We start from the raw sequence: 15427 nt of genomic DNA on the forward strand, positions 1-15427 counted from the left end.
GCCGAGCCACGCGGACGGCGCCGCCACGGCCGCCGGACGGCGCCGCCCGGCGGCCGTGGCGGCGCAGGTGCTCGTGGAGCCCTGGCCGTACGACGGCCTGCTCGACCTCGCGGCACCTCATGCCGACCACCCCGACCGCCCCCGACGCCCCTGGGGGCGAGGGGGCGCGGGTGCACACGTCCTGCCGTCCCGGCTTTCCGGAACCGACGGCGTCGTGACGGCGCGGGAGCACGGTCCGGGGGCCGTACCGGAGCATCCGGTACGGCCCCAGGGCGTTGTGCCCGGCGACCTCCAGGGCCTCGTCCGGTCCTCCCCGGCCGGCTGTCGGTGGCACGGTCTAGCGTGATCCACGAACGAATGATCGAGCCGGCCGACAGCGGCCGGTGGGGGAGGGCGTGCGGTGACCGTGAGCGAGCAACTGGCCGCCGAGGACCTGTTCGAGATGCCCGTCGCCTGGCGCCGGGCGGTCCCGGCCGCGCTCCGGCGGGGCGAGGTCCGGGCCGTGCGCCCGGCGGCCGAGGCGTCGCAGCGGATCGCGCGGCAACTGGCCGACGAGGCGAGGTGGATCGAGCAGGTGCTCGACGCTCCCCGGAGCGACCCCGCCCTGGCCGCGGCCACCCGGGCCCACCTGGCCGGACGGCACAGCCCGCTCGGCGCCGCCGCCCTCACCCGGATCGCCTTCCACCACCAGCTGCAGGCACTCTTCGTCGACTCCTGGGTCGTCGAGCACGGACTGCCGTTCGCCGCCCGGACGCTGGTGGAGATGACCACCGTCGATGTCCACTACATGCAGGCCGGCCACGTGCGCAGCGAGCCCGAACTGCGCCGCAGCGGACCCGACGCCCCGAACACCCACTGGCTGCGCGGCGACATGACGGACCGGATCCGCCGGCTGATCGCCGCCGCCGACGAGGAGACCTACCGGCGGACCGTGGAGGAACTCTCCTCCTGCCGTGACACCCCCGCACGCCGCGTCCTGACCGCCTACCTGGCGCCGGGGGAGCGCGCCTGGATCGACGCATGCTGTGTCGCCCCGCTGCCCGCCGACGCCGAACTCCGGCTGATGCTGCTCTCCCTGGTGTACCGCCCCGACCAGCTCGACTGCTTCGAGGGCGAGGCCGGACTGCACTGGAACGCCTGGACGACGCCGCTGGTCGCCGCGCTCGCCGACCGCGTCGGACCGGCCTTCGCGCCGCTGCTGACCGAGCGGTTCGAGGGATGGCACGACGCGGAACGCCACCGCACGACAGCCGGCTGGCTCCTCGAACTGCCCACCGACGAGGCGTTCGCGCCGCTGCTTCGGCACGCCGGCGACCGCGTCGTGCGCCCCGCGCTCCTCGAGGCCATGCGGCGCTACCCCCTGCGCGCCCTGCGCCTGCTGTCCGCCGCGGTGGCCGCCGAGGAGGGCGATGCCGCCCTGCTCCAGCAGTTGCTGACCTCCCACGTCGTCTCCCACGCCGGCCTCGTCCGGGAGGCGCTGCCCGGCCTCGCGGAGGACAGCGCCGCCGTGGTGGCCCCGCTGCTGGAGGGCCTGCCGGACCGCGTCGCGGACGCTCCGGCCGAGGCACTGCCCGACGCGCTGGTCTCCCCGCCCTGGCTGGGCGAGCGCAAGCCCTCCGAACCCCGGGTGGCCACGCCGGGCGCTGTCCCCGCGCCGGAACTCCACTGGCTGGACGGGGAGCAGGAGGCGTGGGCGGCCGCCAACTCCCGGTACGCCGCCTGGTACGCCCGCTGGCGCTCCGACCACGACTGGAAGCGCGAGATCGAAGAGCTCCGCAGGGGCGAGTCCCCGCAGCGGGTCGGGGACGCCCACCTCTTCACGGTCTGCCCCGAGGACGTGGTCCGGCCCCTGCTGTCCGCCTTCGACCCCGAGGACCTCTGGGACGGTGACGTCTGCCTGAAGCCCGTGGCCGCCCGTCACGGCCTGCACGCCCTGCCCATGCTGCTGCGCCTGGCAGCCCGGCAGCCCGCCACCCTCGGACCGCTCCTCCTGCCCTACCGCAGCGTCGAGGTGGCCCGCCGGATGGCGGACTGGCTGACCCGGCTCAAGTCCACGGCCGCCGTCGCCCGCACCTGGCTGCGGCGGCACGGCGAGGCCGCCGCCCCGCTGCTGGCGCCCGACGCGGTCGGCCCCGCGGGCAAGGCCCGCACCGCCGCCGAGCACGCGCTGCGCCTGCTCGGCGGGCAGCTCGGCACCGAAGCCGTGGTGGGCCGTGTCCTCGCCGTGCACGGCGAGGACACGGCCGGCATCGTCGAGGAGGCACTCGCCGCCGACCCGCTGGTGAACGCCCTCCCGGCCAGGATGCCCGCCCCCTGCGCCTGGGCCGATCCCGCGCTGCTCCCGCAGATCCTGCTGGCCGACGGCAGCGGCGCGCTGCCCGCAGAGGCCGTCCGGCACGTCGTCACCATGCTGCAGCTCTCGAAGCCCGGCGACCTCTACCCCGGCGTTCCCGTCCTCCAGGAGCGCTGCGAGGCCCGCTCCCTCGCCGAGTTCGCCTGGGCCCTCTTCGAGGCCTGGCGGTTCAACGGCATGCCCGCCAAGGACACCTGGCCCCTGCACACGCTCGGCGTGTTCGGGGATGACGACACCGTGCGCCGCCTCACCCCCGTCATCCGCGCCTGGCCCGGCGAGAGCGCCCACCACCGCGCCGTCGAAGGCCTCGGCGTGCTCGCCGCCGTCGGCACCGACGTCGCCCTGACGCACCTGCACGGTATCGCCCAGCGCGTGCCCTTCAAGGCGCTCAAGAAGCGCGCCCAGGAGAAGATCGAGGAGGTCGCCGAGGGCCTCGGGCTCACCGGCGAACAGCTCGCCGACCGCCTCGTTCCCGACCTCGGGCTCTCCGCCGACGGCAGCACCGTCATCGACTACGGCCCGCGCCGCTTCACCGTCGGCTTCGACGAACAGCTGCGCCCCTACGTCCTCGACGGCGACGGCAAGCGGCGCAAGGCGCTGCCCGCGCCCGGGGTGAAGGACGACCCGGAGCTCGCGGCCGCCGAGCGCAAGCGGTTCACGACCCTCAAGAAGGAGGTCCGCACCCTCGCCTCCGACCAGGTGCGCCGCCTGGAGGCCGCCATGGTCTCCGGCCGTTCCTGGACCGCCGCCGAGTTCCGTGAACTGCTCGTCGCCCACCCGCTGATGTGGCACCTGGTGCGCCGCCTGGTCTGGCTCGGCGACCACGACGGGGCCACCACCTCCTTCCGCGTCGCCGAGGACCGCACCTTCGCCGACGTCCACGACGACGGGTGGACCCTCCCCGACGACGCCGCCGTCCGCCTGGCCCACCCCCTGCACCTGGGCGCCGGGCTGGCGCGGTGGGCCGAGCTGTTCGCCGACTACGAGATCCTCCAGCCGTTCCCGCAGCTCGGCCGGCCCGTGCACACCCTCACCGAGGAGGAGGCCGGCGGCCACCGGCTGACCCGCTTCGAGGGCGTCACCGTGCCGGTCGGCAAGGTGCTCGGTCTCACCAAGCGCGGCTGGGAGCGGGGCACCCCCCAGGACAACGGCGTGGAGCGCTGGATCTCCAAGCGCCTCCCCGGAGACCGCTACCTGGTCGTCCAGCTCGAGGAGGGCATCGCCGTCGGCATGACCGACCAGTTCCCCGACCAGCCGCTCGGCGAGGTCTGGCTGGACGACGGCCCCGGCGACTACCGCCGGTTCGACCCCCACCCGCTGCGCCTGGGCGACCTCGACGCCGTCACCGCCTCCGAACTCCTCGCCGACCTCACCCAGCTCATCGAGAAGTGACGCCCGGCCATGACGACAGGGACCACAGGGACCACAGGGACCACAGGGACCACAGGGACCACCGACACGGCCGGATCCGCCTCCGCCCCGGCCGGACCGCGGCTCCAGCGGCCACCCGCCGAGGTGCGGTACGCCGACGAACTGGCCGCGCTGCGCGAGCAGGACACCGGACCGCGTCCTGGTGCCCGACCTCGCGGCGGGGGAGGGGGACGGAGCCCTGCCCGTGGCGCCCGCCCCTCCGCCGGACCCGCTGACCGCCGCGGCCGACGAGGCGCTGACGGCACTCGCCCGGGCCGCCCGGCGAGGTCTGCGCAACCTCACCGGTGCTGTCCCGGCGGATCTGGACCGGGCGTGCGCCGGCCTGCGGCGCGCCGGCCTGCGGGCCGCCGCCGACGCCCTCGCCGCCCTGCGGGACGCCCTGCGCGCCGAGGGCCCGGCCGCGGCCGTCTCCGCCTGGGCCGACGCGACGATCCGCCTCGCCGTCACCAGGGAACTCCACCAGCGCTCCCCGGCACCCGGCAGCGAGACGGGGCCGCGCCGGCAGGCACGCCCGCTCAGGGGGGCCGAGTACGGAGTCCCCGGGGGCCCCGTCACCGTCATGATCCTCCTCCTCGTCGGCCCAGCCGGTGGGAGCGGCGTCCCCGGCGCCGGCCCGGTGTCCGCGAGGGCCCCGGCCGCCCGGCCGGCGGTGCGGGTTCACGTCCTGATCACCGCGATCCCGCGGCGGCTCCGGTGCTTTCGAAGGACGAACGCGAGGGGTTGACAGTGTGCAGACACCGTGCGAACTATGGGAGCGCTCCCAAAGATATCGGCGCCACCTCTTCACCTTCCCGTTCCCCACGAGCCGAGAGGCCGACCGGAAAGGACCCCGCCGCATGCGCCTCGTCAGGAGACCCCGACCCCGCCTGCGCGGCCCAGCCGTCGCGCTGGCCGCCACACTGGCGTTACCCCTGACCATGACCAACCTGTCCGCACCCGCCCACGCGGCCGCGGTGCAGTGCAGCGTCGACTACAGGACCAACGACTGGGGCTCCGGCTTCACCGCCGAGCTCACCCTGACCAACCGGGGCACCGAAGCCCTCGACGGGTGGAGGCTGACCTACGACTACGCCGGCAACCAGCGCCTGAGCAACGGCTGGAACGGCGTCTGGTCGCAGTCCGGCAAGACCGTCACCGTCACCAACACCAGCTGGAACAGGACGCTCGCGGCCGGCGCCGCGACCACCGCCGGCGCCCAGTTCAGCTACAGCGGGACCAACGCCGCACCGACCTCCTTCGCCGTCAACGGCACCACCTGCACCGGCGCCCACCAGCCCCCGGTCGCCGTGCTGACCAGCCCCGAGCCGGGCGCCACCTACAGCGTCGGCACCGAGGTCCCGCTCGCGGCCACCGCGGCCGCGGCCGACCGGGCGACCATCAGCAAGGTCGAGTTCTACAGCGACACCGCGCTGCTGGGCACCGACACCACCGCCCCGTTCGAACTGAGGACCAGCAGCCTGGCGGCCGGCGACCACTCGCTCTACGCCCGCGCCTACGACTCGCAGGGCGCCACCGGCGAGTCCTCCCCGGTCGGCATCCGGATCGTCTCCGGACCGTCCGTCACCGCCAACCCCGGCCAGCTGGGCATCCAGCAGGGCGAGTCCGGCACCTACGAGGTCAGCCTCTCCAAGCAGCCCTCGGCGAACGTCACGGTCACGACCGCCCGCGAGTCCGGCAACACCGGCCTCTCCGTCACCGGCGGCGCCAGCCTCACCTTCACCCCGCAGAACTGGAACGTCCCCCAGCGGGTGACCGTCACCGCCGCGGCCTCCGGATCCGGCTCCGCCGTCTTCGCCTCCTCGGCGGCCGGCCACTCCGCCGCCAAGGTCACGGTGACCCAGCTGGACGCGGGCGGCGACTACGACGCCCGCTTCCTGGAGCTGTACGGCAAGATCACCGACCCGGCCAACGGCTACTTCTCGCCCGAGGGCATCCCCTACCACTCGGTGGAGACGCTCATCGTGGAGGCGCCGGACCACGGCCACGAGACCACGTCGGAGGCGTACAGCTACCTGATCTGGCTCCAGGCCCAGTACGGCCGGGTCACCGGTGACTGGACCCGCTTCAACAAGGCGTGGGAGACCATGGAGAAATTCATGATCCCCACCAAGGCGGACCAGCCCACCAACTCCTTCTACAACGCCTCCAAGCCGGCCACCTACGCGCCCGAGCACGACCTGCCCTCGCAGTACCCGGCGAGGCTGGACCCGTCGGCCGCCTCGGGCGCCGACCCCATCGCCGCCGAGCTGAAGAGCGCCTACGGCACGGACGACATCTACGGCATGCACTGGATCCAGGACGTCGACAACGTCTACGGATTCGGCAACGAGCCCGGCAAGTGCAACGCCGGACCCTCCGCCACCGGGCCGTCCTACATCAACACCTTCCAGCGCGGTCCGCAGGAGTCGGTCTGGGAGACCGTCACCCACCCGACCTGCGACAACTTCGCCTACGGCGGCAGGAACGGCTACCTCGACCTGTTCACCGGCGACTCCTCCTACGCCAAGCAGTGGAAGTTCACCAACGCCCCCGACGCCGACGCCCGCGCCGTGCAGGCGGCCTACTGGGCCGACATCTGGGCCAAGGAGCAGGGCAAGGGGTCCGAGGTCTCCGCGACCGTCGGCAAGGCCGCGAAGATGGGCGACTACCTGAGGTACGCGCTGTTCGACAAGTACTTCAAGAAGGTCGGCAACTGCGTCGGGCCGGCCGCCTGCCCCGCGGGCAGCGGCAAGAACAGCGCCCACTACCTGCTGAGCTGGTACTACGCCTGGGGCGGGGCCACCGACTCCTCGGCCGGCTGGTCCTGGCGCATCGGCTCCAGCCACGCGCACGGCGGCTACCAGAACCCGATGGCGGCCTACGCGCTCAGCAACCACGCCCCGCTGGCCCCCAAGTCCTCGACCGGCAAGTCCGACTGGTCCACCAGCCTGACCCGGCAGGTCGAGTTCTACCGCTGGCTCCAGTCCAGCGAGGGAGCCATCGCGGGCGGCGCCACCAACAGCTGGCAGGGCCGCTACGCCCAGCCGCCGGCCGGGACGCCCACCTTCTACGGCATGTACTACGACGAGAAGCCGGTCTACCACGACCCGCCGTCCAACCAGTGGTTCGGCTTCCAGGCGTGGTCCATGGAGCGCGTCGCCGAGTACTACCAGCAGAGCGGCGACGCCAAGGCCGGCGCGGTCGTCAAGAAGTGGGTCGACTGGGCGCTCTCCAAGACGACCGTCAACCCCGACGGAACCTTCCGCTTCCCGTCCAACCTCCGCTGGAGCGGCGCGCCGGACACCTGGAACGCCGCCTCGCCCGGTGCCAACTCCAACCTCCACGTCGAGGTCGTCGACTACACCAACGACGTCGGTGTGGCGGGCGCGTACGCCAAGGTCCTGACCTACTACGCCGCGGAGTCCGGCGACGCCAAGGCCAAGGCCACCGCCAAGGCCCTGCTCGACGGCATGTGGGAGCACCACCAGGACGGGCTGGGCATCGCCGTCGAGGAGACCCGCGCGGACTACAACCGCTTCGACGACCCGGTCTACGTGCCCTCCGGCTGGACCGGCACCATGCCCAACGGGGACACCGTCAACTCGTCCTCGACCTTCGCCTCGATCCGCAGCTTCTACCAGGACGACCCCGCCTGGTCGAAGATCGAGGCCTACCTGGAGGGCGGCTCCGCGCCGGCCTTCACGTACCACCGGTTCTGGGCGCAGGCGGACATCGCCACCGCGCTCGGCGCCTACGCCGAACTGCTCGAGTAGCAGGGCGCAACCGGTGGGAGGCCGCCCCGGGGCGATCCGTCCGCCCCGGGGCGGCCGCCCGTCCGCCTCAGCGGCCGCGAGCGGCGTTGAGGCGGGCGGCCCGGCGCGTCAGGTGGTCGCGTTCGGCCACGGAGTGCGCCTTGCGGGCCGCCTCGGCGTACAGCCGGGCCGCCGTGGCCAGGTCGCCGTCGCGCTCGTGGAGGTACGCGGCCGCCGCGGTGTGGCGGGGGAGCGCGGGGTCGACGGCGGTGAGGGCCGCCAGACCGGCGCGCGGCCCGTCGGCCTCCCCGACGGCCACCGCGCGGTTGAGCCGCACCACGGGGTTGTCGGTCAGCCGCGCGAGCTCGTCGTACCACTCGACGATCTGCACCCAGTCGGTCTCCTCCGCGGTGGGCGCGTCGGCGTGCAGCGCCGCGACGGCGGCCTGGGCCTGGAACTCGCCCAGCCGGTCGCGGGCGAGCGCCGCCTGCAGGATCCCGATGCCCTCGGCGACCGCCGCGGTGTCCCAGCGGCTGCGGTCCTGCTCGGCCAGCGGCACCAGGCTGCCGTCCGGAGCCGTCCGGGAGGCCCGCCGGGCGTGGTGGAGCAGCATGAGCGCCAGCAGGCCCGACACCTCCGGGTGGTCCACGACGGCCGCGAGCCGCCGGGTGAGCCGGACGGCCTCGGCGGCCAGGTCCACGTCGCCGGAGTAGCCCTCGTTGAAGACCAGGTAGAGGACGCGCAGCACGGTGGCGACGTCACCGGGCCGGTCGAGGCGCACCCCGGAGACCGTGCGCTTCGCCCGGCTGATGCGCTGCGCCATCGTCGCCTCCGGCACGAGGTACGCCCGGGCGATCTGGCGGGTGGTGAGCCCGCCGACGGCGCGCAGCGTGAGCGCGACCGCCGACGACGGTGTCAGCGAGGGGTGGGCGCACAGGAAGTAGAGCCACAGGGTGTCGTCCACGTCCGGCACGGGCCCGGGCGCCGGCTCCTCCCCGGCCAGGTCCTCCCGGCGGCGGCGGGAGGCGTCCGCGCGCCAGGCGTCGAGGTACCGGTTCCAGGCCACGGCGACCAGCCAGCCCCTGGCGTCCCGCGGAGGGTCGGCCGGCCACCTGCGGACCGCCTCCAGCAACGCCTCCTGGACCGCGTCCTCGGCCGCCGCGAAATCGGCTCCGCGGCGGACGAGGACGGCCAGCACGCCCGGCACGAGACTCCGTACCGACGCCTCGTCCAGGGGCGCGGTCATTCGGTGACGGTCGGCGGGGCGCTCAGGAAGGGGCGCACCTCGAGCCACTCGTGGATCGGCTTCCCGCCCGCCCCGGGCGCGGCCGACAGCTCACCGGCCAGCTCCAGGGCCCGGTCGTAGCTGTCGACGTCGATCACCATCCAGCCGGCGATGAGGTCCTTCGTCTCCGCGAACGGGCCGTCGGTGACCGGCGGACGCCCCTCGCCGTCGTACCGGACGAACGTCCCCTCGGGAGCGAGGGCCTGCCCGTCCACGAACTCGCCGGTCTCCTCCAGCCGGGCCGCGAAGTCGTTCATGTACGCGATGTGCGCCGAGACCTCCTCCGGCGTCCATCGGTCCATGGGCACGTCGTTCACCGCCGCCGGAGCGCCCCGGTAGTGCTTGAGAAGCAGGTACTTCGCCATGGTGTCTCTCCCAGGTTCCGACGTGGCCCTCGTGGCCACCTCACCCCGGGGACGGAGCCGGCCGCGGATTCTCGACATCGTCCCGGCAACATTCTTCCGGGTTTTCCGGTCGCGTCGACCGGATGGCGGAAAACGCAGGTCGCAGGGGGTGGCCGGCGGCCCTCCGGGCCGGACCGGGCCGGTCCGGCCCGCCGCCAGCCGTTCGGGTCAGTCCGGGGAGCCATGGGGCGGGGCGGACGGGAGACTCGGGGAGGAGACTGCCCGCCGCCCGCCCCGGAGGTCGCACCATGGTCCGCACCGTCGTCGCCGGACTCGACGGATCGCCCGAGAGCCGTGCCGCGGTGGACTGGGCCGCCCGCGAGGCCAGGATGCGGGGAGTGCCGCTGAGGATCGTGCACGTCCACGAGCCGACGCCGTCACGGCTGGCGCAGGCTCCGTTCCTCGCCGAGGAGACCCGGCAGGACTGGAGCCGGGAGGTCCCGCCGCAGGTCGCCGACGCGGTGCGCCGCGAGCAGCCCGGGCTGGAGGTCACGGTCGCGGGCGTGGAGGGCCGCGCCCCCGTGGTGCTCGCCGAGCAGGCCGGACCGGACGGCCTGCTGGTCCTCGGCTCCCGCGGGCTCGGCGGGCTCAGCGGCTTCATTGCGGGCTCCGTCGGCCTCGGCGTCATCGCCCACGCGGAGTTCCCGGTCGTCCTGGTGCGCGCGGGCGAGTCCGCCGCCGACGAACACCGCGACGACCCGGCCGGCGGCCCCCCGCGCTACCGGCCGGTCGCGGTCGGCGTCGACCCCGACGACACGCCCGACCCGGTCCTCGAATTCGCCTTCGAGGAGGCGGCGCGCCGCTCCGCCCCGCTGCGGGCCGTCCAGGGCTACAGCCTGCCCGCCTTCTACGAGTGGGCCGGAACCGTCGAGGGCGAGGCGTTCGGGCAGATGCGGCGACAGCAGGGCGAACTGCTGGAGCGCGCACTCGCCCCCTGGCGCGCCGCGTACCCGCAGGTGGAGGTGGTCCAGGAGTCCGAGCCCGGCAAGGGCTCCGTGCTGCTCGCCGACGCGTCGCGCGACGCCTCCCTGGTCGTCGTCGGCCACCGGACCCGCAGGCACGCCTTCGGGCTCCGCATCGGGGCCGTCGCCCATGCCGTCCTGCACCACGCCGTGGCCCCGGTGGCCGTGGTCCCTCATCCTTGACGGGGTGCCCGCCGTCCACGCAACCCGGTTCCGACCGACGACCGAGGGAGTCGCCCGATGACCACGGCCCCGTACAAGGACGTCCTGCCCGACGACGAGGTGCGCACCCTGCTCGCGCACTGGCGGGCGGCCAACTACCTCTCGGCGGGGCAGATCTACCTGCTCGCCAACCCCCTGCTGACCGAGCCGCTGCGCCCCGAGCACGTCAAACCCCGGCTGCTGGGCCACTGGGGCACCTCCCCGGGCCTCAACCTGGTCTACACCCACATGAACCGGGTGATCCGCAAGCGTGACCTGGAGGCGCTGGTGATCTGGGGGCCGGGGCACGGCGGACCCTCGGTGGTCGCCAACTCCTGGCTGGAGGGCAGCTACAGCGAGACCTACCCCGACATCTCCATGGACACCGAGGGCATGGAGAGGCTGTTCCGGCAGTTCTCCTTCCCCGGCGGGGTGCCCAGCCACGTCGCACCCGAGACCCCCGGTTCCATCCACGAGGGCGGTGAGCTCGGCTACTCGCTCGCCCACGCCTACGGGGCCGCCTTCGACAACCCGCACCTGCTCGTCACCTGCGTCGTCGGTGACGGGGAGGCGGAGACCGGCCCCCTCGCCACCTCGTGGCACTCCAACAAGTTCCTCGACCCCGTCAACGACGGCGCGGTGCTGCCGATCCTCCACCTCAACGGCTACAAGATCGCCAACCCCACGGTCCTCTCCCGCCTCCCCGAGCGCGAACTGGACGAGCTGCTGCGCGGCTACGGCCACGACCCCGTCCACGTCACCGGGTCCGACCCCGAGCAGGTCCACCGCGACATGGCGGCCGCCCTCGACCAGGTCCTCGACCGCATCGCGCTGATCCAGCGCACCGCCCGCGAGGAGGGCGTCACCGACCGCCCCCGCTGGCCCATGATCGTGCTGCGCACCCCCAAGGGATGGACCGGACCCGCCGAGGTCGACGGCGTCCCCGTCGAGAACACCTGGCGCGCCCACCAGGTCCCCCTGGCCGGCGTCCGCGACAACCCCGACCACCTGGCGCTCCTGGAACAGTGGCTGCGCTCCTACCGGCCCGAGGAACTCTTCGACGACACCGGAGCCCCCGTCGCCGACGTGCTGGCCTGCGTGCCCGGGGGCGCCCGGCGGCTCGGCTCCAGCCCGCACGCCAACGGCGGGCTGCTCACCCGCCGGCTGCCCGTCCCGCCCCTCGACGACTTCGCGGTCCCCGTCGAGCGGCCCGGCGCCGGCACCCACGAACCCACCAGGGTGCTCGGCGCCCTCCTCGAACAGGTCATGAAGAACACCGCCTCACGGCGCGACTTCCGGCTGGTCGGCCCCGACGAGACCGACTCCAACCGGCTCTCCGCCGTCTTCGGCGCCACCGGCAAGGCATGGCAGGGCGAGACCCTCCCCGTCGACGTCAACCTCGACCGGCACGGCCGCGTCCTGGAAGTCCTCTCCGAGCACCTCTGCCAGGGCTGGCTGGAGGGCTACAACCTCACCGGCCGGCACGGCCTGTTCTCCTGCTACGAGGCCTTCGTCCACATCGTCGACTCGATGGTCAACCAGCACATCAAGTGGCTGAAGACCTCCCGCGCCCTCTCCTGGCGCGCGCCCGTCCCCTCCCTGAACTACCTGCTGACCTCGCACGTCTGGCGGCAGGACCACAACGGCTTCTCCCACCAGGACCCCGGATTCGTCGACCACGTCCTCAACAAGAGCCCCGAGGTGGTCCGCGTCTACCTGCCGCCGGACGCCAACACCCTGCTGTCGGTGGCCGACCACGCGCTGCGCAGCAAGGACTACGTCAACGTCATCGTCGCCGGCAAGCAGCCCTGCTTCGACTGGCTCTCCATGGACGAGGCCAAGGCGCACTGCGCCCGCGGCGCCGGCATCTGGGAATGGGCCGGCAGCGAACAGGGCCGCGAACCCGACGTGGTCCTCGCCTGCGCGGGCGACGTGCCCACCCAGGAGGTCCTGGCCGCCGCCAAACTGCTGCGGCGGCACCTGCCCGACCTCGCCGTCCGGGTCGTCAACGTCGTCGACATGACGCGGCTGCTGCCCAAGGAGGAACACCCGCACGGGCTCTCGGAGGCCGAGTTCCACGGCCTGTTCACCTCCGACAAGCCGGTCGTCTTCGCCTACCACGGCTACCCGTGGCTGATCCACCGGCTCGCCTACCGCCGTGCCGGCCACGCCCACCTGCACGTCCGCGGCTACAAGGAGGCCGGCACCACCACCACACCGTTCGACATGGTCGTCCAGAACGACCTCGACCGGTACCGCCTGGTGATGGACGTCATCGACCGGGTGCCCGGCCTCGCCGTGCGGGCCGCCGCCGTACGCCAGGCCATGGCGGACGCCAGGGCCCGCCACCACGCCCACATCCGCGCCACCGGCCAGGACATGCCGGAGGTCGCGGAATGGAGCTGGGACGACTGACCGGCCGCCCGCCGCACCACGAGTCCCGAGGAGACGCCATGGCCGAGTGGACCTGGGAGTACGAGGGCTACGACCCCGCGCAGGAGAAACTGCGCGAGTCCCTGTGCACGCTCGGCAACGGATACCTCGCCACCAGGGGCGCCGTTCCCGAGTGCGCGCGGGACCGGGTCCACTACCCCGGCACCTACGCGGCCGGCTGCTACAACCGGCTCGTCTCCGACATCGCGGGCCGGCACGTCGACAACGAGGACGTCGTCAACCTGCCCAACTGGCTGCCCCTGCGCTTCCGCACCGCCACCGGCCACTGGTTCACCCCCGACACCCACGTCACCGAGGAGTACCGGCAACGCCTCGACCTGCGCCGCGGCGTCCTGGAGCGCTCCATGCGCTACCTGGACGCCGACGGCCGCGCCGTCCGGGTGCGCCAGTTCCGCGTCGTCCACATGGCCGACCCGCACCTGGCCCTGCTGCGCACCGAACTCACCCCCGACGGCTGGTCCGGGGCGCTGGAGATCGAGTCCGCGCTCGACGCAGGCGTCACCAACGGCAACGTCGACCGCTACAGGGACCTCGCCTCCCAGCACCTCACCCACATCCAGCCCGGCGTCACCGAGGAGGGCGTGGCCTGGGTGCGGTGCCGGACCACCACCTCGGACATCCGCGTCGCCCTGGCCGCCCGCACGGAGGCCGACGCCCCCGCGGAGGTCCTCACCGAACAGACGGAGACCTCCGTCGCCCGGCTGATGCGCGTCTCCGTCGCCGACGGCCACACCGTCACCGTCGACAAGACCGTCGCCCTCCACACCTCGCGCGACCCCGCCATCAGCGACCCGGTGCACGCCGCCCTCGACCGCGTCGGCCGGGCCGGCGGGTTCGAGACGCTGCTGGAGTCCCACTTCACCGCCTGGGAACACCTGTGGCGCGGCGCCGAGATCGACGTCGCCGGAGAGGCCGGCCCGGTGCTGCGGTTCCACCTCTTCCACGTGCTCCAGGTCCTCTCCCCGCACACCGCCGAGCTCGACGTCGGCGTGCCCGCCCGCGGCCTGCACGGCGAGGCCTACCGCGGCCACGTCTTCTGGGACGAGCTGTTCGTCCTGCCCTTCCTCAACCTGCACTTCCCCGAGGTCTCCCGAGCCCTGCTCACCTACCGCCACCGCCGCCTGGAGCGCGCCCGGTTCAACGCCACCGACGCCGGCTACCGGGGCGCCCTGTACCCCTGGCAGAGCGGCAGCGACGGCCGCGAGGAGACCCAGCGGCTCCACCTCAACCCGCGCTCCGGACGCTGGCTGCCCGACCACAGCCACCTCCAGCACCACGTCGGCTCCGCCATCGCCTACAACGTCTGGCGCTACGCCGAGGCCACCGGCGACACCGGCTTCCTGCACGGCAAGGGCGCCGACATGCTCCTCCAGATCGCGCGGTTCTGGGCCGACTTCGCCACCTACGACAAGGACCTGGAGCGCTACCGCATCCGCGGCGTGGTCGGCCCCGACGAGTACCACGAGGGGTACCCCGGCGCCACCCGCCCCGGCCTCGACGACAACGCCTACACCAACGTCGCCGCCTCCTGGGTCATCGCCCGCGCCCTCGACCTCCTCGGCGAGCTCCCCGAACCCCTCCGCCGCGACATCACCGAACGCACCGGCGTCGACGACGCCGAACTCGAGCACTGGGACGACGTCTCCCGCCGGCTGCACGTGCCCTTCCACTCCGGGGTCATCAGCCAGTTCTCCGGCTACGGGGAGCTCGAGGAACTCGACTGGCACGGCTACCGCGCCAAGTACGGCGACATCCGGCGGCTCGACCGGATCCTGGAGGCGGAGGGCGACACCGTCAACCGCTACCAGGCCTCCAAACAGGCCGACGTCCTGATGCTCGGCTACCTCTTCACGCCGGGCGAGCTGCGCGCCCAGTTCCAGCGGCTCGGCCACGACCTCGACGACGAGACCTGGCAGCGCACCGTCGACCACTACCTGGCCCGCACCAGCCACGGCTCGACGCTCAGCAGCCTGGTCCACGGCTGGGTGCTCGCCCGCGCCCGGCGCGCCCGGGCGTGGGAGTTCGTCCAGGAGGCGCTGGCCGGGGACATCGCCGACGTCCAGGGCGGCACGACGGGGGAGGGCATCCACCTGGGCGCCATGGCCGGCACCCTCGACATGGTCCAGCGGTGCCTGCCGGGCCTGGGGACCCGGGCGGGCGCCCTCCGGTTCGACCCGGTGCCGCTGCCGCAGATGTCCGAGTACCGGTTCTCCCTGCGGTACCGGGGCCACTGGGGGGTCAGGGTCCGGCTGCGCCGGAACGAGCTGGAGATCTCCGTCGCCGCGGCCGCCCAGGAACCGGTCACGGTGCACCTGGGGGAGTGGACCGAGTCGCTGGCCCCCGGCGAGACCCGCACGGTCTCCCTGCGGCAGCCGGAGGCCTGACGCGCCGGGCCTGACGCGCCGGGCCCGACGCACCGGGCCTGACGCCCGGGCCGGCGGGAGCCGGAGACCCGTTACGACCACCCCCGCGCATACGGTAAGCTTGATCCGCACGATCACGCAGGGCGACCGCCCGGTGGCGTGAAGGTGCATCGGGACGTGGCGCAGCTTGGTAGCGCACTTGACTGGGGGTCAAGGGGTCGCAGGTTCAAATCCTGTCGTCCC

General features: G+C 73.6%; 8 protein-coding genes and 1 tRNA gene. 7 read left to right on the top strand and 2 right to left on the bottom strand.

The features are described from left to right. The first annotated feature begins 400 nt into the window (after positions 1–400). The 3 genes from A2U95_RS20415 to A2U95_RS20425 all read left to right on the top strand — a co-directional run bounded on the left by A2U95_RS20415 (position 401) and on the right by A2U95_RS20425 (position 7536). Positions 401–3745, top strand: a complete 3345-nt coding sequence (locus tag A2U95_RS20415; RefSeq protein WP_240957386.1) for a DUF4132 domain-containing protein — start codon at positions 401–403, stop codon at positions 3743–3745. Positions 3746–3968: 223 nt separating this feature from the next. Beyond that, a complete protein-coding gene (locus A2U95_RS20420; protein WP_166024574.1) occupies positions 3969–4508 on the top strand; it encodes a hypothetical protein in 540 nt (179 codons plus the stop codon). Positions 4509–4620: 112 nt separating this feature from the next. Next, on the top strand, positions 4621–7536 hold the full coding sequence (locus tag A2U95_RS20425) for a glycoside hydrolase family 48 protein (protein ID WP_166024576.1): 2916 nt from the start codon (positions 4621–4623) through the stop codon (positions 7534–7536). 67 nt (positions 7537–7603) lie between these two features. Here A2U95_RS20425 and A2U95_RS20430 read toward each other — a convergent pair whose 3' ends face one another. Together A2U95_RS20430 and A2U95_RS20435 are read right to left on the bottom strand one after the other, a co-directional pair. Beyond that, entirely contained in the window at positions 7604–8749 is a 1146-nt protein-coding gene (locus tag A2U95_RS20430; RefSeq protein ID WP_166025429.1) for an RNA polymerase sigma factor, read from the bottom strand. Positions 8750–8757: 8 nt separating this feature from the next. Further along, positions 8758–9165 carry a YciI family protein gene (locus A2U95_RS20435; RefSeq protein ID WP_166024578.1) on the bottom strand — a complete coding sequence of 136 codons (408 nt, stop codon included), beginning with the start codon at positions 9163–9165 and terminating at the stop codon, positions 8758–8760. 287 nt (positions 9166–9452) lie between these two features. On the opposite strand from A2U95_RS20435, the gene A2U95_RS20440 reads away from it, so the two are divergent. The 4 genes from A2U95_RS20440 to A2U95_RS20455 all read left to right on the top strand — a co-directional run bounded on the left by A2U95_RS20440 (position 9453) and on the right by A2U95_RS20455 (position 15427). Next, entirely contained in the window at positions 9453–10349 is an 897-nt protein-coding gene (locus A2U95_RS20440; RefSeq protein WP_166024580.1) for a universal stress protein, read from the top strand. Between the two features lie 57 nt (positions 10350–10406). Beyond that, a complete protein-coding gene (locus tag A2U95_RS20445) occupies positions 10407–12782 on the top strand; it encodes a phosphoketolase family protein (RefSeq protein ID WP_166024583.1) in 2376 nt (791 codons plus the stop codon). 38 nt (positions 12783–12820) lie between these two features. Then, on the top strand, positions 12821–15205 hold the full coding sequence (locus A2U95_RS20450; protein ID WP_166024585.1) for a glycoside hydrolase family 65 protein: 2385 nt from the start codon (positions 12821–12823) through the stop codon (positions 15203–15205). Between the two features lie 150 nt (positions 15206–15355). Beyond that, positions 15356–15427: transfer RNA gene (locus A2U95_RS20455), tRNA-Pro, on the top strand.

This window comes from Streptomyces chilikensis (genome assembly GCF_001642695.1).
Taxonomy (GTDB): Bacteria; Actinomycetota; Actinomycetes; order Streptomycetales; family Streptomycetaceae; genus Streptomyces; species Streptomyces chilikensis.